The organism is Acinetobacter sp. TG2027, from assembly GCF_000302435.1.
Classification (GTDB): domain Bacteria; phylum Pseudomonadota; class Gammaproteobacteria; order Pseudomonadales; family Moraxellaceae; genus Acinetobacter; species Acinetobacter pittii.
The window spans coordinates 1-22128 of the sequence record NZ_AMJN01000002.1; the positions used below are offsets into that span (position 1 = coordinate 1).

The following is a 22128-nucleotide window of genomic DNA, read 5'->3' on the forward strand; positions in this document are numbered from 1 at the left end:
TCCTCTGAAGGATAAATGAAAATTAAGTACTTACACAAAATTTAGAACAGTCCCTTTTTTGGCTTTGACGAGCGTTGTGTAATAACCGTCCGCTACTGCTAATTCATTATCTTTAATTGCAGCTTTCACATATTGGGCCGTCTCGCCTTCAAGAAGTTTTCCTTTCTTTTCCTCTTCCCAAGTTGGGCAGTCAGCCACGACCATAAATCGCATCTTTTTACCCAAACGAATATCTGGATGAACCTGTCCAGCAAGGTCGCAACCGTTACATTGCTTGCAATCGCGCATATGCTCGACCAACGAAGCTCGCAGGAATGGCTCTGAGGTATCTGTGTATCTATCTGCTTTTACAGAATCAATAATTAATCCTGGTAATAGCCTCATTTGATCCTTTCGTCGTGAGAGGTCTTTCGCTGAAGGCTCACTAGGTTCAATGCTTGCAAACGCCCCAATTGGACCACTTAACGCACGTAACATTGGCAACATTAAATGTTGCGTAATTTCTTCATCAGAAGCTTTTTCCTTTACAAGTTTTTGGTATTTATCGTCAATCAATTCATCAATGAAAAATTGGCTCGCATTTTTCATATTGATATTTGAACCGCGATATTTTTCAGCCATGCAACGTTCTACACGCGCTTCTTCTAACAATGAAGTTAAAGTCTTTACCTCTTCAGATCCTTTTAGCTTGAGAGAAAAATCGGTAAAAAGATACTTCGCTACCTCTTGATCAAGAAAACCTTGAACCGCATCAATCAGCGAATCTGGTGAATTGTCCGGAAGATATGGAAGGTTAATTCGCACAGGTTTGCCTGTCTTTGGATCCTTATGCACACCTGCCTCAATGCCTTCTTGTGTTACTGCAATATCAGAGTTAGTCAGTGCTTGGGTAACGACAACAATTGCTTGTCTTAAAATATGTATGCGCTCATTCATTGAAAAATCTCAATCTGAAAAAGTCATTATTGGATGTCTATATACAGACCTGACAGTATATTAACAAGTGCTTACTAATATTAAAAAGCATTATAAAAATATTTATTGAAAAATAAAGAGTGAAATTGGGGAGATTTTGAGTTTTAATAGAGGGTTTATTTTGACCGTGGCCAGCATCAAACCTTGGACACTAACCACAGAGAAGGGTCAAGTGAGGGATTTTTAATTATTTAGGTAGACTCATAAGACTATATAGCTAAGTTTAATAAACAAATTTTCGCCAAGTGCATTGTTAATCACAAGGAAATCACCGCATTCCTCATTTTTTCCTTTAATTACATTAATTTGATTTCCCTCAAAGATCAGTTCAGAACCCTGCTCTGCCAAGAAATCTGCTACGGTTTCAGGCGTAATAACTTCAACACTTTTCGACATTTTTTACTCCTATACTCTAACTATCATACTTTTTTGACAAATAATTGGCTTGAATGAGGCTTATACTTCCTCTTGGTATCAGTCGATACGTTGTCATTATAGTATGATTGTCTGCATCAGCTAACAAATTGCCTGTACTTAAAATGAGCATCTACTCACCTATAGTCTGACCATTAGTTTAACCCAAAAATAAGAAAATATTAATCAATGCTTACTTACTAAATTTTTCCGTTAATTGTGACCGATGTCATGTTATCCAATCCTATACAAATCTGTACTTTTCTTGAACTTGGGTAAATCAGCACTTACTGATATACTTTACCTAAACCGCAAATATTTTAAGTCTATAATGTTGTATCGAGGATACATTCCGACATTATGACTTTATATCTATTAAGAATATTCTAAGGAAAACGTTACTATGAAATCAGCAGCTACTAACACCAAACGCAAACTAACTGTCGCCCAATATCTCGACGCTCAACTAAATGCATCGGATCTGAATCAGTCGCAATTGGCAGAGATTATGGGTATCAATCAAAACATGGTTAGCTTCATTGTTCGTGGTAAAAGCAAATTGCCTCTTGAACGTGTGCGCGCTATGGCTGAAGCTTTAAAAATCGATGCTAAAGACCTCTTCATGCGCTGCCTAGAGGAATACATGCCTCATCTGCTTGAAGAAATGGAAGCCATGATTGAGCAACCTCTTATTACTGATGCAGAATCGAATTTAATTAAACAAATTCGCGAAGCAAATGATGGCCATAATTTTGAGTTTTTCACTAACCCTAGACAGAAAGAAGCTTTTGATGCTTTCCTAGAAACACTTAAAGTCAACTAATCTGTTTTTATTCTTACTGCCCGATCAAGTTCGGGCTTTTTGCTATTCATACCCTTTAAATTACTGTTTTTAAATTTTTCTTTCATAGCTCCTCCTAAACTTGAAAACGTTACAAAATCAAGATTGGTATAGATTACCAATTTAAATCAAACTTTGAAATACCACTCTTAATAGAAAAGTACGTATACGACAGGATATGACGCCCTGCCTTTTTGCACCCCCAAAAAATATAATAAAATGTATCTTTTATTACATTTTTTATTTTTCGACATGTGGTAGACTGTTTTTATATCCTTTCCGTTTTTGGAAAAATGTAATAAAAAATTATTTGGTCGATTTATGGCAAGAACAACAACTGGAAAAGCCCCATATGTGTCAGAAGATGATCTTGAGATTACTTTAGCCACTCAAACGGGCGTAAATGCATTACGGAACAAATGTGTTTTGTATTTCTCACACTTCCTTGGGCTTCGCGCTAAAGAATTATCAATGTTAAAGGTCGGCGATGTTTACGACGTGAAGAAGGGCAAGCTGAAGGATATTATTCGATTGCTCGGTAATATTACTAAAGGCAACCGCTACCGTGAGGTATTCCTAGTCAATCCAATCGCTAGATCACTGGTAGAAGAATACATAACAAAAGAAAGACCAAAGGATCCCGACGCACCTTTATTTTTATCGCAGAAGGGCGGTCCATTCTCACCAAATAGCATGGTGACCATGATTAATAACTGTTATAAGAAGGCTGGTATTCAAGCAACCAGCCATTCCGGTCGACGTTCCTTTGCCACAAGGCTAATAAGAAAGGGCGGTGATATTTATTCAATTCAACAATTGATGGGGCATAGCTCAATCCTGACCACGCAAAAATATTTTGCATCGGATCCGGAATTGCTCCGCCAAGTTGCTGAAAAGTTAAATTAAAATTTCAAAAATCTAGTTTTGTGCAGCAGGCTTTGGATTTCAAAGTCTGCATATAGATAGGTTGCAGTCTCACCATTATCTAGGTAGTCATCCATTCGCTGCTCAAAATCTTTTTGGTTATAGAATTTTAATTCATTAATATCAAAGTGGTTTTTATCAAATTCAACGGCAACGGCTTCGTTTTCATTCATGAGCTCCAGAACCTTATTGGCACCTTGAATGCCGCCAAGCATATCAATTTCACTCTTTGCTAATTTAAATTCCTGATCATCCAACTCATCAGCAATCTTGTTTGCTTCTTCTAATGTTTTGGCACTCGTTGCATCAAAGAACACAACTTCACCATTTGCATTCTGAATCCAAGTACCTATTTCAAAAGTTCCATCTTCTAATTGTCTGATTTGATTCTGCATTTTAAGCCTATGAATTTATATGTAAGCAATTAGAACTATTAAACATTTTGTTTTAGTTAAATACAATCTAATTTTTAAATTAATAATCTATATAGATTTCTATATAGATTTCTACATAGCAATGAATACAAGTTTATACATTGTTATCTAGCGCATTTACTATTACACTACGATTTTCGCCAACGTTTATGTTGAGGATTTAATGAAATTATTGATCGCCAATTCAAAAGGTGGCGTCGGCAAAACAACTACGGCTACCAATTTGGCTGCATGGATTGCCAATAATGAAAAACAAGACGTAGCTCTTGTCGACCTTGACGCCAATAAAAATTCGGTTAAATGGGGTATTTATCGTCAAGCCCAAACTTTCATAGAAAAGACCGGCTCAATCAAAACTTATCATTTGTTTGGTCAACCAGAAATTGACAAAGTCATTCCAAAAATTGAAAGTGAAACACCTAACGTAATTCTCGATTGCGGTGGTTATGACTCTTCTGGCTTCCGTGAAGCGCTGCTTTGTTCCGATGCCATTCTTATTCCAACTCGCCCTAACCAAGCTGACGTAGAATCAACTGGGGAAATTTTGGAATTAATTGAAGAAGCAAATAATATCCGTGTAAATGAAAGGGACCTCGATCCACTTCATGTCTACATCTATATCACTCAAGTCCCGACAAATGCACGTATCACAGCTTTAGACGATGCGCGTAATGCGTTTAAAGAAGTTGAAGATTTTGCAAAAGTTCTCGATTCCGTAAATTACGACCGTATTGCATATTCAAGAGCTTATGGCATGGGTCTGGGTGTTATTGAGTTAAATATTGGTGCCTCTAAGGCAGCAGAAGAAGTAAATGCATTGGCTGAGGAGTTGTTCAAATGAGTGGACGTGGTGGATTATCATTAGGCAAAGCTGCAAAAGTACAAGCTGAAAATTCAAATGCATCCGATTTTACAAAGAGTGCTCCAGTACAAACTGCCACAGCAACGCCAGAAGCTAATGAAAAACCTGTAGACCTTGATAAGCTTGATGAACTATCAGGATTAAGCAAACCTAAAGAGAAAAAGGACCGTGAAGCGCCTTGGCGTCAGGGCATTAATATTGCTCCTGAAGACTTGAAATTAATTCAACGTCCTTTTAACAACAATATTAGCCAAGAAATGTACCTTCGTTTGAACTGGCTTAAATCTATCAGCTCCATTGGCATGGGTTCTAACAAGACCACTTTTACAACCATGCTCAATGAAGCTTTAGAAGAATATACGGCTCGTCGAATCAAAAAACTCGGCGACAATTATGACGTCTGACCAAGAAATTCAAACCATTCGTCATAAATAATATTCTCGTATTTTAGGGCAAGCAGTTTGAAGTCAAAACCAAAGGCTTCAAACACAGCTTGCTCTAAATTTTTGAGCTTTTCATGCTCCTTTTCCTCATTTGATTCCCAAAATAAATAGTTTGTTTTGATACTCACAGGGCAATTTTTAATAATTTCTCTCGCTAGTTTTGAGTTTCTAGCTGCCACATTGGCTTGTCTAACTTCCAAGTTTGTCACTTCATCAAGGCTTAATCCTGATTCTAATGAGAACAACACAGCCTTTCTTTCAACTTCCTTCAGCTTCAATAAACCAGCAATTAGGTTGCTCACCGTAATGGAATGATCTTTTTTTAATTTAAATCGAGCAATTTTTACCGAGTTGATTTGGCGGTTATAAATAGCGTCGTTGATCTGACTAACCGCGTATTCAATTTCCTTATCAATTTGACTTTCTTCATTTTTAAACTTGAATTTAGCAATTACGGCGTTTAATTGATAATTTGTAATTCTTTCAATGTGAGTGGTCCATAATTTCGTAGTTGCCAAATCGCTATTTTTAAGTGCAGGCAAAACACCAGGAACAGATTTTAGTAGCATAAAAAAACTCCGAAATTATTGAAATTATCGGAGCATTCTATTTTAGGAAATTTTAATTGTTCATCAAAATGCTTAGGCTATTTTATCTAAATGTCCTGCACGGCGCACATGATCTAAAATCGGCTCTAAGGCATCTTCAATCGTTTCATCATTCTGGATCAACATATCGTACTGGTTGATTTCGTTTATCCAATGAGATTCGACCTGAATCATGACTTCTAAACGTTCCGCAAGTTTCTGATCTGCTCGAACAATTAAACGTTGTAGACGGCTTTTAATATCAGCGTCGACAAAAACCCCAAGATATTTAATTTCATTTGCTTTCAGATAACGCTTAATCTTCTTATATCCATTTGGGTCGACAATAATTATGGCATTTCGATCATCTGGCAAGGTTTTGAAATTATCAATCGTTACGCCATATTCATAATTACCATGTTTATTTGTCTCAAGGAACTGATCAGCCTTTTTCAGTGCATCAAACTCTGTTTGAGTAATAAAGTGGTAGTGCAAACCATCAACCTCACCTTCCCGTTTCGGCCGTGATGTTGTGGTAACAATACGATTAAACCCATATTTCTCGGTCAGCGCGTCAGCAATGGTTGTTTTGCCGCTGCACGTTGTTCCAGATAACAATACAAACATCGTCATACCTCATAAGAAGAGGCGGTAGAACCGCCCCAATTAATCCCGATCAATACACTTCCAACCTTGGAAACTTCCGCTTGAATAAGGGATGCAATCTGTAAATGCATAGTAATCATATTGGAAACCAATCTTACGCGATTTCTTCTGTGTAGATGAAGAAGAAACAGGCATCGGTTTAGCAGGCGTTGTAACAGGCTTCACAGAACGAATCGTACTAGGTTTTGTCACAGTCTTAACTGGACTAGAACGAAAACTTGTAGTGGTCGGAGCGCGTGTGGACGAGCTGCTGTAAGACCGCGCAAAAGATGTCGAAGGACGAGCTGAGGATACAGACGCTGCTCTCGCTACCACCGCTGCATTCGCTTTAGCTCCGCCAATGCAAAAATACCCGATAACTGTAAGAATAATGGCAAATCCAATAGTTGCGATAATTTCCCATTGTTCAGTAGAAGGACGTAAAGCTTTTTGACGATGTAGTTTTTTAGCTTTAGATAACATCAATATATACTCCATATTTATGCTGTCGCTGTATTGTCAATCACCACCGCTTCACTTTCTGCCAGCTTCTTGGCAGCTTCGATAGCGTTTTTGAATTGCTCTTCAATACGTTTTAAATCATCAGCTTCCGTTTTATCGATTCGATAGCAGTCCTCAACCATACGTGGCAAATACAACGAGTAATTCTGGTTACTGTTGGATGGGCGCATAATGGCATTTGAACGTACAGTGATAATTCGACCAATCCAGTCACTAGGGTTTGCATCAACTTCGCCACGCATTTTTTCATTCTTAATGGCGACATCCACAATGACTTGACCACATGCAGATTTACAATGCAAAGCTCCTGCTCGCCCTTGGTTCTTTGAACCCACCTTACCCGGATTAATGCTCACAACCTCCAGCTCACAATCCGCATCAAGTTTTAATTTAACTTGGTGTTTACTTGTACCGTCTCTCCAGTGACCTTCTGGATGCTTGATTACCAGTCCCTCTTTGCCCTGCATAAGTACATTAAAAAAGTGATCGTAAGTCTCGCCCAATGAGTGAACAACATGCGTATCAATAAGCCGCACATACTTAGGCTTAAACTTGGCCAGCATCGATTTAATCAGTGCAATACGACGTTTATATGCTGCTTCAAATTTTCCTTTTGACTTAACAGAACTAAGTGGAATGAAGTCCCAAATCATATAGATCGGTTTTTCATTTTCAGCGAATGAGCCACCCTTAGTGACCGAATTCAAGATGCCATTTCCAACCTTGCGTGGCAGGACGACACCATCACGCTCGACAAGTAGTTCGCCATGATATTGGACATCTTTGATCAGCATATCCATTTCCGCAGTAAGGTCGGAAAAATGCTCCATAGGTAACGGCGTGCCCTGACGTGAGGACAAGAAGAACTTATCTTCTAAATTGGTCCCGTTGGCAAACATGCCATCAGCTTTTTCTTGCAAATAAATGCCATCTTTCCACGGCCATGCCTTCAGCTTTACTTCACTAGGCAATGAACAGCGTTGGTATGGAAATACAGGAATCAAATCAGGCACGACTTTGTTGATCGTTGCATCACTAAAACCTGCACGTAAATCTTTTCTTAAAATTCGAATTAGAAGCTCGCCTGACTTCTCTGATAATTGAGCCAGTTGGCTACGCAGCGCTTCGCGCGCTGCATTGCCTGTTAGTTCACGGTTATTAAGCTTAGATAGGAACTCAAGGGTATCAACCTCATCAAACATTAATTCCCCTGTTCCTGCATCTTCTGCTTTTGGCAAAATTCCAAAGACAATAAACGGGTCATATGCCAAACGCAGAACTTCTCTGAACAACCCCTTTTCTGCTTCAAAATCCATGAGTAAAGCTAGTTTTTCATTTTTTGAGCTTTCAGATGCAATTTGGTTTAAAGCCTCTAGTAACTGATCGCTATTCATTGCTACACCTTATTACTGCTTTGCAAATGAAGGAATAAATGAATCTTTAAATGGGGAATCGCCTTCTTTGGATTTCAGCATTTCGCTTTTAGCGTTTTTAATCACTTCTCTAACATGGGCTTGATGAGCTTTAAATACTTCTTCGCCGAAATGCTCTTTTGCAGCTTGCAGAAAGACCGCTAGCCAATGATTGGTAAAATCACGAAGCATGTGACCTAGATCAAGCAAATATTCATCTTCTGATTTTTGAGCCAATAATTGTGCATATTCCTGAATTGATTCTGTGCCGGTATTCACGACTAATGCTGCTTGAACCTGTGCAACCACACCCATAATGGCTCTCATGTAAACTTCAAGCTGTTGTGGACCATTAACGTGAGCTTTTACAAACTCTTCGGTTAAATCCTGAATCTTGCGCATGTGATCAGGAAGCAAGGTCATGAAGCGTAATTCCTCGGCATCTACATTCGAGTCTTTTAATGCCTTGATTAAAGCTTCTAATAAATCTTCTGCGTTGCTCATAATTTTTCCTGTGTGTTTGCTTTGAAACGGTTAGCAATTTCTAAAAGCGATAATCCGCTCTCGATACTTGGTACAGTTAAGCTCTCACTCTCGATATATAAGTTAGCGCTTACTTTATTTTCTTGTTGCGATTCTACATGAACATCTTTGGTATTCAAACTATTTTTCTTTAGTTTAGTATTGATTGCATCACTTAATGAATAATTACCCTTTGAATTAACTGGAATTTCTTTTTCTGGTTTTTCACCATTAATATTAGTAAGTTCTAACTTATAATCAAATTTAGAAGAAATAGAAATTCCTTGTTTAGCCAGCCGCTTCCCAACTTGTTTTCGCATTTCTGAACGATCAATGTAATAGAGAGGCTTACCTGCCTCAATTTCACGTTCACGCATTTCGGCAGCTTCACAGTGATGTCTATGGATAGCGACTACACAAACTGCATCCACCTCGCGTTCATTTCCCTCCTGAACATTATGGATGCGCTTTAGGCATGCGGCATAATTAGGACGGTTGCCAGTATGAGGGCAAAAATCGCAGTAATAGGCATTTGTTCCGCTTCTGGATAATTCCAAATCGAGTTCAGGAAGAGTTTTAGTTACCATGATCCTTGTACTCCTTTATAGGCAGCATACTCATCTGTATCAAGAATTAATTCGCTCAGTTCGCTTCTGATAGGTCCAAAATAATTTTGAAAAATTGACTTGATCTCAGCTTCTCGCCCTTTGTCAAAAATATTGGATGCTTCGCGACCGAAAATTGATTGAGCATATTCAATTGGATTAATCGAATCCGAATTGGTAGACAATTCATCAACTAGATTACGTACAGCAGCCTTACTTAAATTCTTTACCCTTTCTGCTACTGTTGAGTAAGAAAGTCCTCCGTATTTTTCAAGAATTTCGACCGTTCGGTGATAACCGCCCTTGTTATCATGGTAATCAACAGCCTTGATCGCCAAGCCTAATACTTCATCTTGAGTATGCTTGTGGACAGCAAAATATTCTGTCAGCTCCAAAACCTTTTCATTCGTTGTGGTCTTTGTCACCATAAACCGACAATGTGGAACCCCAATAATTACTCTGTTCATTACCATGACCCCAAAACTTCACCATAAAATTCTTGTCGTTGTGCCATGAGCTGAGCCGCTTTACGCTCTTCCTCTTCTTGTTTTCGTTGCCGTTCTTCCTCTGTTTCATATCTGAATGTAAATTTGTACATGTCATCAACTGGAATCCCGAACGTTTGGGACAAGGTTTCTAAATATTGTTCAAAACCCTTTTCGGTAATCGCTGATGCGAAAGGCGCTCTAATGGCATTAATCGGAGAGTCGAGAGTCAAGTAAGTAATAAAATCATGGAAATTATCAAATTCATGCAGGATTTCGCTTTCACGTAAATCGCTATATTCACCTGCTTTACCTTTCGCTTTTAGTGTTTTATTAAATTCGGTATCAAGTGTTTCACCCTTACCTTCTGAATGGTGTTTGACTTGAGCCGTTTGATTTACCGCTGAGCCATAAATTTTGAATAATTGCGTGTTGCGTTTAGCTCCGTCCTGTACAGATAACAAGAACATCGAATAATATTTTGTCCCACTCGTATGCAATGAGTAGGCACTTCTGACCACAATTTTTAAACTCATAGTAAAAGCACCTTGAAAACTTCAACAATATTTTAAAAACAATGATTTGGAATCAAATACGATTCAGACTTTACCCATATACTTAATGCGTAAACTTACTGCGCTAATTGGCGTAATTGGTATCGCTTTTCGATACGCTGTGCGAACGATTTCAGGGTCGACTTCATTGGGGTCACATCCAGCAGGCAACGTGGCCAACCTTGCCTTTATGCCAAAGCTATTTATCTTTAAACATGCATCGATCGCAGACAGAATTGCGGCAGGCTCTCCATCCCACATAATTGTCACGCACTCCAATCCCTCATCTTTGAGCTTTAGTAATTCAGCCATTTGCGATTCATCACCACCTACCGAAAGATGCTTACCAAATGACGCGACAACTCCAACATTGCAAAGGAACTCGTCTTCCTTGAAGGCTTGATATATCGCCATAGCGTCAAAAGCGCCCTCTCCCATGACGATTTCAACGTAACCTAGGGCATTATGGCCGTTATATAGGTAAGTGCCCGTAGACGCGAAACCAGGAGGAAATAGATACTTCTTTTCAGCCTTTCCTGTAATATCCCGACCCTGAAAAGACACAAGCTTGCCTTCAAGGTCCCTGACAGGAATGATGATTCTCATGCTGTAGTTTTGGTATTGCTTTTCACCCGTTGGACCTATGTATGCAAACCAACCCTTTTGACAGAATTTCAGTCCAAATTCACGACACGTATCGAGCGTTATATTTCGATCTTTCAGGTACTTTAGGTTCTGACCCATGATCGGCAAGTCATAGGCTTTTGGAAGCTTTAGATCGCCAATTTTGGTTTGTGTGGGTTCACTTTTGCGCTTTGGCTGCCAGCCCTGCTCCTGAGCAATTGCTTTAACATGCTCGACAATCTCTTTATTGCTTAGGCTATTACCACCTATACCAGCCTTAATAAACTTCCATTTCGAGAATTTGGTTTCGCAATCACCATGAAAGCAGTTACCCAAACCCGTATCCTGATTCAGATAGACTTTCCAGCTTGAGTTACCACATACCGGACATTCCTTAACATTCAACTGGATTCCGTTTTTTCCGCGAGTTACTTTGTATTCAAACCCTTCGCGGTTAAGCCAATACTCCATATCAATGCGGTCTAATATCTCCGCTAAACTTTCTTGATCTCTCATATTGCAAAATCGCATTAGATAAAATTAGCGCTTATTTATACTAGCACAAAGTTATAAATAAGCGCTTACTATAATAATGGGTTAAATTTATTCGACGCTAATCACTTCTTCCAAGAACCTCATCATGGACACATTCTGCTTAATCACCACAGTAACCCCCATCTCTTGGTTACGAGAAGCTGCAAAGTACAATCGAGCCTGACCTTTCGCTCTCTCTTCCTCTGTAATGTTGATGGAGATTGCAACGTCAGCGGTCCTGATTTTGTTAAAGTCCTCAGCTACGTGCTCTGCCTTGGCTACCGTTGACTTAAAGCCCTCACGGTTGGTCTGAGTAGCTGTCAGTAACGCCACATTCTCTTCAAAAGCAATCGCGCGTAAATCAACATAGATAGCTCTTGAGTTCTCTTTTGGGTCATTTGTACGAATATCTGGACGCATCAAATCTGCATAGTCCACAATGATCATATCGAACTTGATTGGCGGTCTTATCGTTCCATCAGGGTTCCGCCCAGGATTCTTATACCTATCAATTAACGCTCTTAGCTGTGACGGAGAAAATGTACCGGAACCAAATTCATGAATAATAAATTTGCCCGCCGTCTTGGCTACCGTCTCGACCGCAGTTGCAACACTTGCAGCCTTCGACGCCAATTCTTTCATGATCACTTTTGAAATAGAGGCATCTAAACGGTCTGCAATAATGTCTTTACCAACTTCTAGCGTTACATATAGAACGTTGTATTTAGCAAAGCTTGCGATACGGCCAAAGTGAATAAGCGCTTGCGTCTTACCTGCTTTTGCACCGCCCATTAATAGAGACAGCTCCTTGCGTCCCCAACCTCTGTGATAGAGCAGATCATCAAGTTCTTTACAGCCAGTAGTAATGCCTGTCGGAGGTACTTTGCCTGTCAGCTTCTCGATACGTGCCAGCTTACGATTCAACGCCTGAGCGAAGAAGTCATAACCAACACCCTCTTCATTCAATCCGACCGCAATAGCTTCCTTGATACGCGCTTCAATCTTGGCGTAATTACCTGCCTCAAGATCAGGAACAGAATTAACAATCGCATTGGATACCGCCTGTTTTCGCGCGAACTCAACAACCTTTTCTTCAACGAAAGCCTTGTCAGTGACATAGATGCCAATTAATTTCTTCCTTGCTTCCACAATTGCCGCTAATGTTTCTCGCTTATAAACTTTAGAAGCAGCTTTATCCTTGATAATTTGGACAACAGAAGCGGGATCAGGAGAACATCCATATTTATTGAAGTGTTGGAGCGCAATATCGACCAGACATGCTTCACCCTGATTTTCGAAAAATTCTGGCTTCAGAATATGGGCGGCTCTTCTAAGAAACTCATCATCACGTAAAGTTAAAGCCGCAATTTTTGATTGAAACTCATCGTCGTAATCAAACTTTTCTTCGGTGAAGCCTTCGAGTTCTTTATCAACGACCTCTTCTTCATGAATTTCGGCCACAGCAGTAGACATATAAGATAATCCTTATAGAAAATAGATGGCTTACGTTTAAGATTTAGATTTCGACTTTCTCTCTAGCTCATCAACTAGGTCTTCAATCCCCTTAGTTGGTGAGAACTCGGAAATTTGGTGTTTAAAAAGAACACGCGCACGATAACGACCGTTTTTATCACCATTCAAATAACAACGAAGCGAGATCGTTTCTGCATCCGCAGCACGGATGTATCCACGTACAACTTCGCCGTCTGTTTTAATGACTACAATTTCCTGTTCTTGCTCTTGCAGCTTACGAACAAACTTCATGTAGCCCATTTCTTCAATTTCGCATTCGTTCGCTGGCAGCCTACGCCCATACGTTTTACGCGGCTGAAATTGAAGTTTTTGCTTTTCTTCCGTATTTAAGTAAATAGACTCCTTTGAAATTGGAGCGCTATTGCCGAACTTGTTTTGTATCGCAAGTTCTTTCTGCCATTCGCTCATTAAAACCTCGAAACATTAGTAATTACTATAAAAACGATATTATCAAATTATAGTAAGCGCTTATTAATATTTTAAGAGAAAAAAGCATTAAATACTGGATTTAATAGCTTGGTTGATGATTGAAATATCAAAAGACTCTAAAGCTTTTTCAATTCGAAGCGCATCATAGCGATAAATGCATGTCCCTAATGCGTAATGCTGCACTTGACGCATCCGCACCTGCTTAACAATAAAATCTTCATAATCAACTTGCATTGGACTGTTATGAAAAAGTGTAGCGGTAAAATATGGACTTTTAGCGATCTGGAGCGAAGCTTCACAATAAGACTCCCACTCATGGAAGACTTCAATTAACAGTTCTTCTTTTTTTAGTTGAGCAGGTCTAGGTGGCAAAGGTCTACCATTCGCAATCACCTTAACGCATTTATCAAATGCGGTTTTTAAATAGAAGTCATAACGCATTCCCAAAGCATCAACCGCCTGTCTGAGTCGCCAAAATGACAAGGCCTCACGACTGAGTAAGAAATCTCGCTCCTTAATGGGTTTAACGAATTCGGCCGCCTTATGATCAATAGCTTTTCTATAAAAGTTTCGATATTCATTTTTGAAAAGCCGAAAGAAGGTAAGCGTCCGCTGAACACACCTTCTGAATTCATCCTATAAGCCTTAATTTAGTCCACACTTAAAAACAAGTGGGGACTAAAATTTATGACTACAAATCACCAGACATCCATCGCATCTCTTGCGAAAAAACGAAGAACATACAGTGCTGAATTTAAACAGCAGATCGTTCAGGCTTGTAAAGCACCGGACGTTTCAATTGCTTCGGTCGCTTTGCAACATGGATTGAATACAAATCTTGTATCCAAATGGATTCGCTTAATTGATGCTAAGCCAGGGAATGATCGCTCACCACTACCGAATAAACCTGCATTTATTGCCTTATCTTGCTCTGCACCATTAGATCCTACTCCTACTGACATGTTAAAGGTTCAAATTACTTTACCCCACTCAAAAGCAGAAATTGGCTTGAAATGGCAAGTATCAGAAATATCTGCTTTAGCAGAATTACTCAAGGCACTTGCAACATGATCCGCATTGATGAAATCTGGCTTTCTACCCAACCTCTGGATATGCGAGCAGGGATGGATATTGTCATGGCTCAGGTGGTGAGAGCCTTTGGCTACATCAAACCGCATTGTGCTTACCTGTTCTGTAATAAACGTGGCCATCGCATGAAAGTGCTGGTACATGATGGACTGGGCATCTGGCTGTGTGCCCGGCGGCTGGAACAGGGAAAATTCCACTGGGCGCAGGTTCACCAGGGTGAAAGCATGGCGATAAGTCCGGAACAGTTACAGGCACTGATCCAGGGTTTACCTTGGCAGCGCATTGGACGACAGCAGGTGGTGACGATGCTTTAAACCAGACTGTTCCATTCTGCTATTCTCCAAACGTTCTATTTCATTCTTCTCATGACCTCAGGCATACTGCGGTCATGAATACGCTGCCTGACTTAAGCCAACTGACCCATGAACAACTGCTGGAATTCACCAGACAGTTGGCAATGCAGCATCAGTCTCTGGCAGAATCAAATCAAGAGTTAGAAAAATCAAACCAGCAATTGGATGCCAAAGTTCAACATCTTTCTATTCTCACTCAAAAATACGAGCATGAACTGGCGCTGTTTAAAAAGCACAAATTCGCCCAAAAGAATGAACACTTAACGGCAAAACAAATCCATCTGTGGGATGAAGCGGTTGAAGAAGATATTGCCGCGGTTGATCTAGAACTGGAGCGGCTGAATGCAGATAAAACCGATGCAGTGACACACAAAGCCACAGTCAATAAACCTAAACGTCGACCACTGCCAGATCATCTACACACCATCCGTATTGAGCATGAACCTGCATCAACCCAATGTGCTTGTGGATGCCAACTCCGGCGTATCGGCGAAGATGTCAGTGAAAAACTGCATTTCAGACCGGCACAGTTCTATAAGGAACAGCATATCCGTGGCAAATGGGTCTGTGATCAGTGCGACACCCTGACTCAGCAAGCGATGCCAGCCTATGTGATTGATAAAGGCATTGCTTCACCTGAACTGCTCAGCCATGTGTTGGTATCGAAGTATGCCGATCATTTACCGCTGTACCGTCAGCGCCTGATCTATCAGCGGGCGGGCATTGATCTGTCCAGATCCACGTTATCTGACTGGATTGGTCGCTGCGGTGTGGAACTGGAACCTCTGGCCAATGCCTTAAAACAGGTGGTGCTGCAACAGCGGGTGATCCATGCCGATGAAACGCCGGTCACCATTATGCGGATGGGTGAGAATGAGAAAAAACCGAAGAAAGGTTATGTCTGGGCCTATGCCACCACACAGTACAATCCAGTTCAAGCGGTGATCTATGACTTTCAGGATAGCCGTTCAGGTCAGCATGCAGAAGAGTTCCTGAATGGCTGGCAGGGCCATCTAGTCTGTGATGATTACAGTGGTTATAAAGCACGCTTTAAATCAGGCGATGTCATTGAGGTGGGCTGCATGGCACATGCACGTCGTAAATTTCATGAACTGCATGTGACCGGGAAAAGTCAGATCGCTGAACAGGCATTAGTGCTGATTCAGAAACTGTATGCCATAGAAGCAGAACTCAGGAAAAAGACCGATAGTACAGCAGAACACCGCCGCGAATACCGACAACAGCACAGCCAACCGGTGAGGCAACAACTGTATGAATGGCTCAACCAACATGATCTGACGGTGCCATCGAGTTCTCCAACCGCCAAGGCGATCAATTACAGTCTGAAGCGTTGGCCAGCCTTAAGCCGCTATCTGGATGATGGCAATCTACCCATTGACAATAACTGGGCAGAGAACTCAATGCGTCCCTGGGCATTGGGCCGTAAGAACTGGTTGTTTGCAGGTTCGCTGCGCAGTGGACAGCGAGCGGCAAATATCATGACTTTAATCCAGTCAGCAAAGCTGAATGGCTTGGATCCGTATGCCTATTTAAGTGATGTGCTGAAAAAGCTACCGACACATAAAGTGACCCAGATTGAAGAGTTACTGCCACACTGCTGGAAACCTAAATCGAATTAAAAAATTGGTATGGGATTCAGCGGACGCTTACGAAAGAAGTAATAAGTGGCTTGCATGGGATGCATCAGCCTATAGTCAAACCACTTGGTTGTCATTAACTACGTTTCTAGCTTCCGCTCTTTCTTGGGAATGTACTGAATGGTGAGAATTTCGTAATGTTCTAAATCAAGGTCATTGCCATAAAAGTGACCCGCCCAATCTAAATACTTGGGTATTTGTTTTTCAACTTGGGACATCCGATCGTTTCCGAATAATTAATATAAAAACTTAAATATTATAGAAAGTATTATTTAATTATTCGTTAGCACTTCAAAAACCCAAGTTTTCGGAAAAGACCCAAGTACCGGAATGTTTAAGCCGGTCTTTTAGAGTTATAAAGTTCAATTAATGCGTGTTGTAGAGTTACGCCTTTAATCTGGGCATATTCGCGGACGTATTCCTTGGTTACGCCCTCATCCAGCTTTAATAGTGCCTCATACAGTCGTTTTATGCCATTTAATTCAAATTCATCCTTTTCTTCTACTGGCTTTTCAATAGCAGACTTATAAACGCCAGATTCAACGATAAATTCTTTTAATGGGTTCTCTTTGTTAAGGTCCTCTTCGCTGAGATCACTACCCAAAAACTCTTGGGTCGATACTTTTGGAAGCCTAATGTTTTCTAAAGGAGCGCCTGTCTTTTTAGCTGAATCGGAAGAAGGCTTGCTGTCATGGATTTCTTTCGCTTCGCCTTCAATGAAGTTATCGGTTTTTAAACTTACTTCAAAATAAATGCCCGTGATATTACGTCCTGTCTTGATTTTCTTTTCAGTAATAAACAGGTCAGTAAAACTATTAATCTGATCAATTGCCGGCTTCAATACACGTTTATTGAAGTTGGTCATATCCGTACTTTCGGGATTTTTCTTGTCTCTATACTCATGAGGAAGAAGGCCCATCTTGGCACGGAAGTCCTCAAAGTCATAAACAGGAGTTTTTCGTATATCCGAATTTTTCCAACTAGCGACCAACTCATACAGACGGATGCCATATTTACTGGTCACATCGCGTAAATTGTCGATGGCATATTTGGTAAAGGTTCCTTCTAGCTTGGTTACTAGAGGAATCACATCAGGAGCTAGGGTGATCGTTAATAATGCATCATCCTTAACGTATGAAACTCGTGATACCCAACGTGACCGAACCACCTCAATCTTGCCATTTCGCATTGTGGTGTAAGAAAAACGTCTTTCAAATAAGGTATCTTCGGCTTCCTTCAGTGTTTTATATGCCGCGCTCACTGTTGTATTAAATTTTTGGGCATATAAGGAAGCCGGAATCTCGATAATCGTTTCGGCAGTCAGATCTGCATTCTTGTTTCTGGAAACTAAAATGGCGAGTAGAATTATTCTTTGCTCAGCAGTGTCCAAAGCGTAGCTTGCATTAATCAATGCATTCGCTTTATAAACATCTGAATTCCTAATAAGTTCTGCCATATATTCCGTTTCAGAAAGGTTTTATTGGTTTTCGTAAAAGGTACATGATTAGATAATGTTTGTAAATCTAGTTAATCAGTCAGAATTGAGCGGATTTATATTTAAGGATTTTGACCAAAACATGACAATGTAATGACATTACCGGAGTTTTTGTACCTTTATAGGCATTCCTTCGGAATTTTTGTACCGTTATCGCCTGTTTTGAACGGAAAAAATGTACCGTTATCACTCCCCTATCGGAGTTTTTGTACCGTTATGATGATTTTGGCTATTAGTTTAGCGGAGAAAATGTACCTTTATAGGGGTGTAAACGGAGAAAATGTACCGAAATCCTTTTATGTATTCTTTAAGTTAATGGAAAAATGGCTTTAAAAGGTACTTATTCGGAGTTTTTGTACCTTTATAGGACTTCTAACGGAGAAAATGTACCGTTAAAGGCGATTTAACGGAGTTTTTGTACCTTTTAAACTATTGAAAATACAGGACAGAATTTTTGTACCGTTAAAAAGGAATATTTGTACCGTAATTAAAACTTTTTGTACCGTTAAAACGGAGTATTTGTACCGCTCAAACGGAGTTTTTGTACCTTAATAGGCTTTGAAAGTATTTGATAGCAATCGTTTCAGAGCTTCTAAAAGAAAAAAAGAAAAGATTTTAAATTCAAATAGGTTTTAAGTTATCCACAACGGAATTTTTGTACTGTTATTATTAGAACTCTTGTAATTCAAAGCATAGAGCGTTTTTAAAAAAAAGAGTTCACAGGAAGAAGTAAAATTGGGTTTAGTTTTAAATTCAAATTAAGATTTGTTTTGAAGATAAGAGTACATAAGGATAATGCATGTTGTTAAAAACATTATTCCCCCTACCAGATGCCAAAGAAATGAAATCATTGTTCTATCGGCTCATCATAGGTGCACACTGTAAACAGACAGTGACATGGATATTGTTTTGAATTGTTGAAGCTGTACATCCTGAAAACAGGATGCACAGCATTAATGTACCGAAATGCTTCATGATAAGAATAATTTCTTTTCAGCAGCACGGCGGTTAACTAATCCATTAATACGTTTGCCATTGTCAAAAATCCAACGATCAAACTGATTTGCAGCAGCAATATAGTTCCCTTGGTTAAGGACAGCCAACATTGTACTTTTGACAAATGCAGTTTCACCTACGTTGTAAACAAACGAAGCAAGCGCATCAAATTGATTTTGAGTTACCTTGACCTTCACATACTTATCAAGACAAGCATCAACCCACTTACAATCGTTTTTAAGCCATTCTTCTGCTTGAACACGAGTACAAGTATCACCCATTTTTACAGGTTGGCCGTTTGGATATTTGATTGTGCCGAAGCCAATAGTCGGGACGCTACCAGTATCCAGATATGCCGTATTCCTGAAACCTTCAAATCCACGTATAAGTTCATATCCTTTTTCGGAAATATCCCATTGCCCTGTAACGCCAGATTCAAGTTTGTAACCAATGAGTTTGGCGAAAGTTTCTAATCCCGCCTTCTCGATAATCTCGTCACCAGCAGTTACTTGTTCCTGAGTTAATCTGCCTCCTGACATCGCCCGAAGCCAAGAATAAGTTTGCGCAATCTGAGCCATTTGCACTGATGCAAGTGCGGATACCATGCTACTCATTAATCTTTAAACTCCTTCAGGTCGTTTTTAATATCAGTTGCAACTTCGAAAATGTCGGAATCCTCCTTCTTTTCGATATAGTTGAAAATCCAACGGACAATAGCCCACCCCGGCAAACCACATGTGAAGAAGAAACCGCCAAGCGCGATCATTCCCCATACGTCTGTTGCCCAAGCATGAAGGTTAAATTTGATGATGATGAAAGAGCCGCCAGCCAAGCTTGAAATTACTGTGGTAATCAAGCCAACTCCCCACTCTCTCGGAGATCTCGGCATCCGCATCATGAGCACTACAGCCGCAACTGCCATCACACAGATTGCGACTACGATAGTCATGCCAAATGCCTTCCAAGCAGCGAATCCACCGATAGTAGTTGATACTGGTTCGGTCATGATTTTCTCGCCTTAGATTAGTTGAGAAAATATAACATTTTTACTATATTTTATAAATAAGCACTTACTAATAATTTATGAGTGTGTAAAAATTATCGTTGTTCATTTTTTAGGATGTTTACTATGGCATTAAAGCAGATCCTACCTCGATCAATCTCTTTAATCGTAATCTTGCCGTTCTGATCATCATTCTGCTTTTCGAACAGTTTCCATTCCGTTTTCGTCCATAAGCGGAAGCGGTGAATCGCCTTGCCTGTTGAATTTAGTGGGTCCTCATCGTCGCGAACCACTTCATGAATCAGCATCCAGTTTAATTTGCCGTGATCATCAAACGAATAATCCAGCATTTGAAGCGGAGTGATGATGTAGGCGTAAGCAGATAGCCCAGCTTCCTTTTCTTCCCGTTTGTTTAAGGGTCTTTGATCTTCTGGTACCGCATCCATATCAATAACTACCCCAATACGACCGTAAATTGAGGTTTTCTTACTGATCTGGCGAACGAAATCATTAATCGTTAAGCCGCTCTTGGTGCAGTTTTTCCAAAACTTCACCACGTCGGCAGGAGCATCTACCTTATTGCGGGTGATTTCCTGCTTGAATAAATATTTATTAATTAAATCTACAACTTCGCGGGTATGGTTGAAACGATAAGCGCGTGAGATACGATCCTTGAATTCGGCATCACCCTCTTTGATGTATTTGAAGATATGATGATTAAACCATTCTCTGCCACCGCTATAGGTGTCATCCATAAACATCCAGTGTTTGGACATGGCTTCATATAGTGGATGACGACGTGATACTAAACGTACAAGAGGGTCATTCGCTTCTTCTGAGGAAGCGGTCGAACTTATTGCATGTCGGTCGTATGAGGATAGTTCGGTTGTCATCTTATCGCCTTCAAAATATTAGTAAGCGCTTACTAATAATATAGGTTAAATTGAAACGCCTTTAATTTCAATCTTACGAAGTGGGAATTGGTGCTCGATTGCATATCCAATGGCATCGGCACTGTGTTCTACACCACCTGATTTATCAACATCACGTCCACCTGGTTTGTAGATGGTCTGTTCAAATGAATTGATCAAATGCTTACATTTTTCATCAACCCTTAATGCAACTGTTCCATCCGCAGTTCTCAACATGCGGTTAACTGCATTTACCCTGTCGGCAATTGCAGGGTGCTTTCTTCTGTAAAGAATTTTCTTAAATCCCTTCTCGCGCATGATGTCCAAGTCGGACTCACCACGAGCATGTTGGCGTTGACCGCCAGCAGGATCGGGGAAAATGACAATCTGTTTCATATACCGCCAGTATTTCCGTTCAATCTCTTCACAAATCTCTTCCGTGTTAGAGCCGAACTGGACAATCTCATCAACCACCCAAACTTCGCCATTTGGTTGCGGCTGCATGATGACGGTACTCATTGGGTCGATGTTAAAGTCCATGCCGATCCAGATTGGCAGTTTTGGATCAAAAGGATATTTCCCGACATGTTCCTTACGATCAAACGGGTAATAAACACGTCCAGACATGGTTTCGAAGGAAGCCAAAAATTCCTGCTTGAATGATTTCTCATCCATATCGGCTCTAGCCGCTTCAATTTCCGATTCAGGAATAAATGGAGATGTAATGGTTGGGAACTGCCATGACTGCCATTGGCCAGCTTCGACCTTTTTCGGGTCTTGTCCCTGCATATAGACGGTATATAACTGGTTATATGCTTTAGGTGTGCCGATAAAGATGGCATGACCACCTGTAGAGGCAAGGGTAGGACGCAAACATTGTGTCCATGCCTCTTCGCTAATGTCTTGGAATTCGTCCAATACCAAGAAATCGATACCCACACCACGCAAAGAGTCTGGGTCATCAGCGCCTTTAAGTTCAATCAGGGTGCCATTAACAAGTTCAATAGATAGACTTGAATGGTTAATCTTAACTACCCACTTCCGAGGAATGGCTTCAATCAAATCCTTCCACATGATTTGTTTTGCCATTCGGTAAGTTGGCGCTACGTACCAGATTCTTTGTCTTGGCTTTCTACTTTTACTGATAATCAGAGTACGCGAAAGGCTGGTCTTACCCCATCGGCGACCAGCAACCACTACGCGAAATCGAGCATTTGAAAGATAGACTTCCATTTGCTTTGGATGCAATGAAAGCCGAACCTTATCTGCCATCTAAAA

General features: G+C 40.3%; 28 protein-coding genes. 7 read left to right on the forward strand and 21 right to left on the reverse strand.

The window, feature by feature from the left end:
* Nucleotides 1-30: 30 nt before the first annotated feature.
* Both B806_RS0100840 and B806_RS0100845 read right to left on the reverse strand, forming a co-directional pair.
* Nucleotides 31-936, reverse strand: a complete 906-nt coding sequence (locus B806_RS0100840; RefSeq protein ID WP_002125271.1) for a cobalamin biosynthesis protein CobT — start codon at nt 934-936, stop codon at nt 31-33.
* A 240-nt stretch (nt 937-1176) separates the two neighbouring features.
* Nucleotides 1177-1371, reverse strand: a complete 195-nt coding sequence (locus B806_RS0100845; protein WP_000047261.1) for a hypothetical protein — start codon at nt 1369-1371, stop codon at nt 1177-1179.
* A gap of 421 nt (nt 1372-1792) precedes the next feature.
* On the opposite strand from B806_RS0100845, the gene B806_RS0100850 reads away from it, so the two are divergent.
* Both B806_RS0100850 and B806_RS0100860 read left to right on the forward strand, forming a co-directional pair.
* Nucleotides 1793-2212, forward strand: coding sequence for a helix-turn-helix transcriptional regulator (locus B806_RS0100850; protein WP_000833467.1), 420 nt, complete (start codon nt 1793-1795; stop codon nt 2210-2212).
* Between the two features lie 339 nt (nt 2213-2551).
* On the forward strand, nt 2552-3136 hold the full coding sequence (locus tag B806_RS0100860; RefSeq protein ID WP_000124734.1) for a site-specific integrase: 585 nt from the start codon (nt 2552-2554) through the stop codon (nt 3134-3136).
* Here B806_RS0100860 and B806_RS0100865 read toward each other — a convergent pair.
* A complete protein-coding gene (locus B806_RS0100865) occupies nt 3133-3549 on the reverse strand; it encodes a hypothetical protein (RefSeq protein ID WP_001180909.1) in 417 nt (138 codons plus the stop codon). The two genes, B806_RS0100860 and B806_RS0100865, sit on opposite strands and share 4 nt — an antisense overlap.
* A 202-nt stretch (nt 3550-3751) precedes the next feature.
* Between B806_RS0100865 and B806_RS0100870 the strand changes: the two genes are divergently transcribed.
* Together B806_RS0100870 and B806_RS0100875 are read left to right on the forward strand one after the other, a co-directional pair.
* A complete protein-coding gene (locus tag B806_RS0100870) occupies nt 3752-4429 on the forward strand; it encodes an AAA family ATPase (RefSeq protein ID WP_002125263.1) in 678 nt (225 codons plus the stop codon).
* The gene (locus B806_RS0100875) at nt 4426-4854 is read left to right on the forward strand and encodes a hypothetical protein (RefSeq protein ID WP_002125269.1); all 429 of its coding nucleotides are present in this window, start codon (nt 4426-4428) and stop codon (nt 4852-4854) included. Before B806_RS0100870 ends, B806_RS0100875 begins: the two co-directional genes overlap by 4 nt.
* Here B806_RS0100875 and B806_RS0100880 read toward each other — a convergent pair.
* From B806_RS0100880 to B806_RS0100935, 12 genes are all read right to left on the reverse strand, one after another.
* Entirely contained in the window at nt 4842-5462 is a 621-nt protein-coding gene (locus B806_RS0100880) for a hypothetical protein (RefSeq protein WP_002125265.1), read from the reverse strand. The genes B806_RS0100875 and B806_RS0100880 overlap by 13 nt on opposite strands.
* 72 nt (nt 5463-5534) lie before the next feature.
* Nucleotides 5535-6107, reverse strand: coding sequence for a guanylate kinase (locus tag B806_RS0100885; RefSeq protein ID WP_002125274.1), 573 nt, complete (start codon nt 6105-6107; stop codon nt 5535-5537).
* A gap of 39 nt (nt 6108-6146) precedes the next feature.
* A complete protein-coding gene (locus tag B806_RS0100890; RefSeq protein ID WP_000949172.1) occupies nt 6147-6608 on the reverse strand; it encodes a hypothetical protein in 462 nt (153 codons plus the stop codon).
* Between the two features lie 17 nt (nt 6609-6625).
* Complete coding sequence (locus B806_RS0100895) at nt 6626-8041, reverse strand: hypothetical protein (protein WP_004832933.1); 1416 nt, start codon at nt 8039-8041, stop codon at nt 6626-6628.
* 12 nt (nt 8042-8053) lie between these two features.
* A complete protein-coding gene (locus tag B806_RS0100900; protein WP_004832935.1) occupies nt 8054-8563 on the reverse strand; it encodes a hypothetical protein in 510 nt (169 codons plus the stop codon).
* On the reverse strand, nt 8560-9168 hold the full coding sequence (locus B806_RS0100905; protein WP_002124005.1) for an Asp23/Gls24 family envelope stress response protein: 609 nt from the start codon (nt 9166-9168) through the stop codon (nt 8560-8562). Before B806_RS0100905 ends, B806_RS0100900 begins: the two co-directional genes overlap by 4 nt.
* Nucleotides 9162-9653 carry a hypothetical protein gene (locus B806_RS0100910; RefSeq protein WP_004832937.1) on the reverse strand — a complete coding sequence of 164 codons (492 nt, stop codon included), beginning with the start codon at nt 9651-9653 and terminating at the stop codon, nt 9162-9164. The genes B806_RS0100905 and B806_RS0100910 overlap by 7 nt, the downstream gene beginning before the upstream one ends.
* Nucleotides 9653-10192 (reverse strand): hypothetical protein, encoded by a 540-nt coding sequence (locus B806_RS0100915; RefSeq protein ID WP_228141956.1) that lies wholly within the window; start codon nt 10190-10192, stop codon nt 9653-9655. The genes B806_RS0100910 and B806_RS0100915 overlap by 1 nt, the downstream gene beginning before the upstream one ends.
* Before the next feature lie 78 nt (nt 10193-10270).
* Complete coding sequence (locus tag B806_RS0100920; RefSeq protein WP_004832942.1) at nt 10271-11365, reverse strand: hypothetical protein; 1095 nt, start codon at nt 11363-11365, stop codon at nt 10271-10273.
* An 87-nt stretch (nt 11366-11452) separates the two neighbouring features.
* Nucleotides 11453-12856 (reverse strand): DnaB-like helicase C-terminal domain-containing protein, encoded by a 1404-nt coding sequence (locus B806_RS0100925; RefSeq protein ID WP_000102026.1) that lies wholly within the window; start codon nt 12854-12856, stop codon nt 11453-11455.
* A gap of 36 nt (nt 12857-12892) precedes the next feature.
* Nucleotides 12893-13324, reverse strand: a complete 432-nt coding sequence (locus B806_RS0100930; RefSeq protein ID WP_000005905.1) for a hypothetical protein — start codon at nt 13322-13324, stop codon at nt 12893-12895.
* Nucleotides 13325-13411: 87 nt separating this feature from the next.
* Nucleotides 13412-13828, reverse strand: a complete 417-nt coding sequence (locus B806_RS0100935; RefSeq protein ID WP_017402502.1) for a hypothetical protein — start codon at nt 13826-13828, stop codon at nt 13412-13414.
* A gap of 204 nt (nt 13829-14032) precedes the next feature.
* On the opposite strand from B806_RS0100935, the gene B806_RS0100940 reads away from it, so the two are divergent.
* From B806_RS0100940 to B806_RS0100950, 3 genes are all read left to right on the forward strand, one after another.
* Nucleotides 14033-14416 (forward strand): transposase, encoded by a 384-nt coding sequence (locus B806_RS0100940; RefSeq protein ID WP_004646130.1) that lies wholly within the window; start codon nt 14033-14035, stop codon nt 14414-14416.
* The gene (tnpB, locus tag B806_RS0100945; protein WP_004832949.1) at nt 14413-14748 is read left to right on the forward strand and encodes an IS66 family insertion sequence element accessory protein TnpB; all 336 of its coding nucleotides are present in this window, start codon (nt 14413-14415) and stop codon (nt 14746-14748) included. Before B806_RS0100940 ends, tnpB begins: the two co-directional genes overlap by 4 nt.
* Nucleotides 14749-14822: 74 nt before the next feature.
* A complete protein-coding gene (locus B806_RS0100950; RefSeq protein ID WP_017402503.1) occupies nt 14823-16427 on the forward strand; it encodes an IS66-like element ISAba46 family transposase in 1605 nt (534 codons plus the stop codon).
* A 98-nt stretch (nt 16428-16525) separates the two neighbouring features.
* Here B806_RS0100950 and B806_RS19715 read toward each other — a convergent pair whose 3' ends face one another.
* The 6 genes from B806_RS19715 to B806_RS0100980 all read right to left on the reverse strand — a co-directional run bounded on the left by B806_RS19715 (nt 16526) and on the right by B806_RS0100980 (nt 22122).
* On the reverse strand, nt 16526-16663 hold the full coding sequence (locus B806_RS19715) for a hypothetical protein (RefSeq protein ID WP_004832952.1): 138 nt from the start codon (nt 16661-16663) through the stop codon (nt 16526-16528).
* A gap of 116 nt (nt 16664-16779) precedes the next feature.
* Nucleotides 16780-17901: a replication initiation protein RepM gene (gene repM, locus B806_RS0100960; protein ID WP_000818856.1), complete on the reverse strand. Its 1122-nt coding sequence runs from the start codon at nt 17899-17901 to the stop codon at nt 16780-16782.
* 1010 nt (nt 17902-18911) lie between these two features.
* On the reverse strand, nt 18912-19550 hold the full coding sequence (locus B806_RS0100965) for a lysozyme (RefSeq protein WP_004832954.1): 639 nt from the start codon (nt 19548-19550) through the stop codon (nt 18912-18914).
* On the reverse strand, nt 19550-19942 hold the full coding sequence (locus tag B806_RS0100970) for a hypothetical protein (protein WP_000138815.1): 393 nt from the start codon (nt 19940-19942) through the stop codon (nt 19550-19552). Before B806_RS0100970 ends, B806_RS0100965 begins: the two co-directional genes overlap by 1 nt.
* A 92-nt stretch (nt 19943-20034) precedes the next feature.
* The gene (locus tag B806_RS0100975) at nt 20035-20832 is read right to left on the reverse strand and encodes a hypothetical protein (RefSeq protein WP_017402504.1); all 798 of its coding nucleotides are present in this window, start codon (nt 20830-20832) and stop codon (nt 20035-20037) included.
* 45 nt (nt 20833-20877) lie between these two features.
* Nucleotides 20878-22122: a phage terminase large subunit gene (locus tag B806_RS0100980; protein ID WP_002125703.1), complete on the reverse strand. Its 1245-nt coding sequence runs from the start codon at nt 22120-22122 to the stop codon at nt 20878-20880.
* Nucleotides 22123-22128 lie beyond the last annotated feature (6 nt).

What these genes read in the sequence shown, in the direction of transcription:
- B806_RS0100840 (WP_002125271.1), bottom strand. Translation starts at nt 936, where the DNA reads ATGAATGAGCGCATACATATTTTAAGACAAGCAATTGTTGTCGTTACC.
- B806_RS0100845 (WP_000047261.1), bottom strand. Translation starts at nt 1,371, where the DNA reads ATGTCGAAAAGTGTTGAAGTTATTACGCCTGAAACCGTAGCAGATTTC.
- B806_RS0100850 (WP_000833467.1), top strand. Translation starts at nt 1,793, where the DNA reads ATGAAATCAGCAGCTACTAACACCAAACGCAAACTAACTGTCGCCCAA.
- B806_RS0100860 (WP_000124734.1), top strand. Translation starts at nt 2,552, where the DNA reads ATGGCAAGAACAACAACTGGAAAAGCCCCATATGTGTCAGAAGATGAT.
- B806_RS0100865 (WP_001180909.1), bottom strand. Translation starts at nt 3,549, where the DNA reads ATGCAGAATCAAATCAGACAATTAGAAGATGGAACTTTTGAAATAGGT.
- B806_RS0100870 (WP_002125263.1), top strand. Translation starts at nt 3,752, where the DNA reads ATGAAATTATTGATCGCCAATTCAAAAGGTGGCGTCGGCAAAACAACT.
- B806_RS0100875 (WP_002125269.1), top strand. Translation starts at nt 4,426, where the DNA reads ATGAGTGGACGTGGTGGATTATCATTAGGCAAAGCTGCAAAAGTACAA.
- B806_RS0100880 (WP_002125265.1), bottom strand. Translation starts at nt 5,462, where the DNA reads ATGCTACTAAAATCTGTTCCTGGTGTTTTGCCTGCACTTAAAAATAGC.
- B806_RS0100885 (WP_002125274.1), bottom strand. Translation starts at nt 6,107, where the DNA reads ATGTTTGTATTGTTATCTGGAACAACGTGCAGCGGCAAAACAACCATT.
- B806_RS0100890 (WP_000949172.1), bottom strand. Translation starts at nt 6,608, where the DNA reads ATGTTATCTAAAGCTAAAAAACTACATCGTCAAAAAGCTTTACGTCCT.
- B806_RS0100895 (WP_004832933.1), bottom strand. Translation starts at nt 8,041, where the DNA reads ATGAATAGCGATCAGTTACTAGAGGCTTTAAACCAAATTGCATCTGAA.
- B806_RS0100900 (WP_004832935.1), bottom strand. Translation starts at nt 8,563, where the DNA reads ATGAGCAACGCAGAAGATTTATTAGAAGCTTTAATCAAGGCATTAAAA.
- B806_RS0100905 (WP_002124005.1), bottom strand. Translation starts at nt 9,168, where the DNA reads ATGGTAACTAAAACTCTTCCTGAACTCGATTTGGAATTATCCAGAAGC.
- B806_RS0100910 (WP_004832937.1), bottom strand. Translation starts at nt 9,653, where the DNA reads ATGAACAGAGTAATTATTGGGGTTCCACATTGTCGGTTTATGGTGACA.
- B806_RS0100920 (WP_004832942.1), bottom strand. Translation starts at nt 11,365, where the DNA reads ATGAGAGATCAAGAAAGTTTAGCGGAGATATTAGACCGCATTGATATG.
- B806_RS0100925 (WP_000102026.1), bottom strand. Translation starts at nt 12,856, where the DNA reads ATGTCTACTGCTGTGGCCGAAATTCATGAAGAAGAGGTCGTTGATAAA.
- B806_RS0100930 (WP_000005905.1), bottom strand. Translation starts at nt 13,324, where the DNA reads ATGAGCGAATGGCAGAAAGAACTTGCGATACAAAACAAGTTCGGCAAT.
- B806_RS0100940 (WP_004646130.1), top strand. Translation starts at nt 14,033, where the DNA reads ATGACTACAAATCACCAGACATCCATCGCATCTCTTGCGAAAAAACGA.
- tnpB (WP_004832949.1), top strand. Translation starts at nt 14,413, where the DNA reads ATGATCCGCATTGATGAAATCTGGCTTTCTACCCAACCTCTGGATATG.
- B806_RS0100950 (WP_017402503.1), top strand. Translation starts at nt 14,823, where the DNA reads ATGAATACGCTGCCTGACTTAAGCCAACTGACCCATGAACAACTGCTG.
- B806_RS19715 (WP_004832952.1), bottom strand. Translation starts at nt 16,663, where the DNA reads ATGTCCCAAGTTGAAAAACAAATACCCAAGTATTTAGATTGGGCGGGT.
- repM (WP_000818856.1), bottom strand. Translation starts at nt 17,901, where the DNA reads ATGGCAGAACTTATTAGGAATTCAGATGTTTATAAAGCGAATGCATTG.
- B806_RS0100965 (WP_004832954.1), bottom strand. Translation starts at nt 19,550, where the DNA reads ATGAGTAGCATGGTATCCGCACTTGCATCAGTGCAAATGGCTCAGATT.
- B806_RS0100970 (WP_000138815.1), bottom strand. Translation starts at nt 19,942, where the DNA reads ATGACCGAACCAGTATCAACTACTATCGGTGGATTCGCTGCTTGGAAG.
- B806_RS0100975 (WP_017402504.1), bottom strand. Translation starts at nt 20,832, where the DNA reads ATGACAACCGAACTATCCTCATACGACCGACATGCAATAAGTTCGACC.
- B806_RS0100980 (WP_002125703.1), bottom strand. Translation starts at nt 22,122, where the DNA reads ATGGCAGATAAGGTTCGGCTTTCATTGCATCCAAAGCAAATGGAAGTC.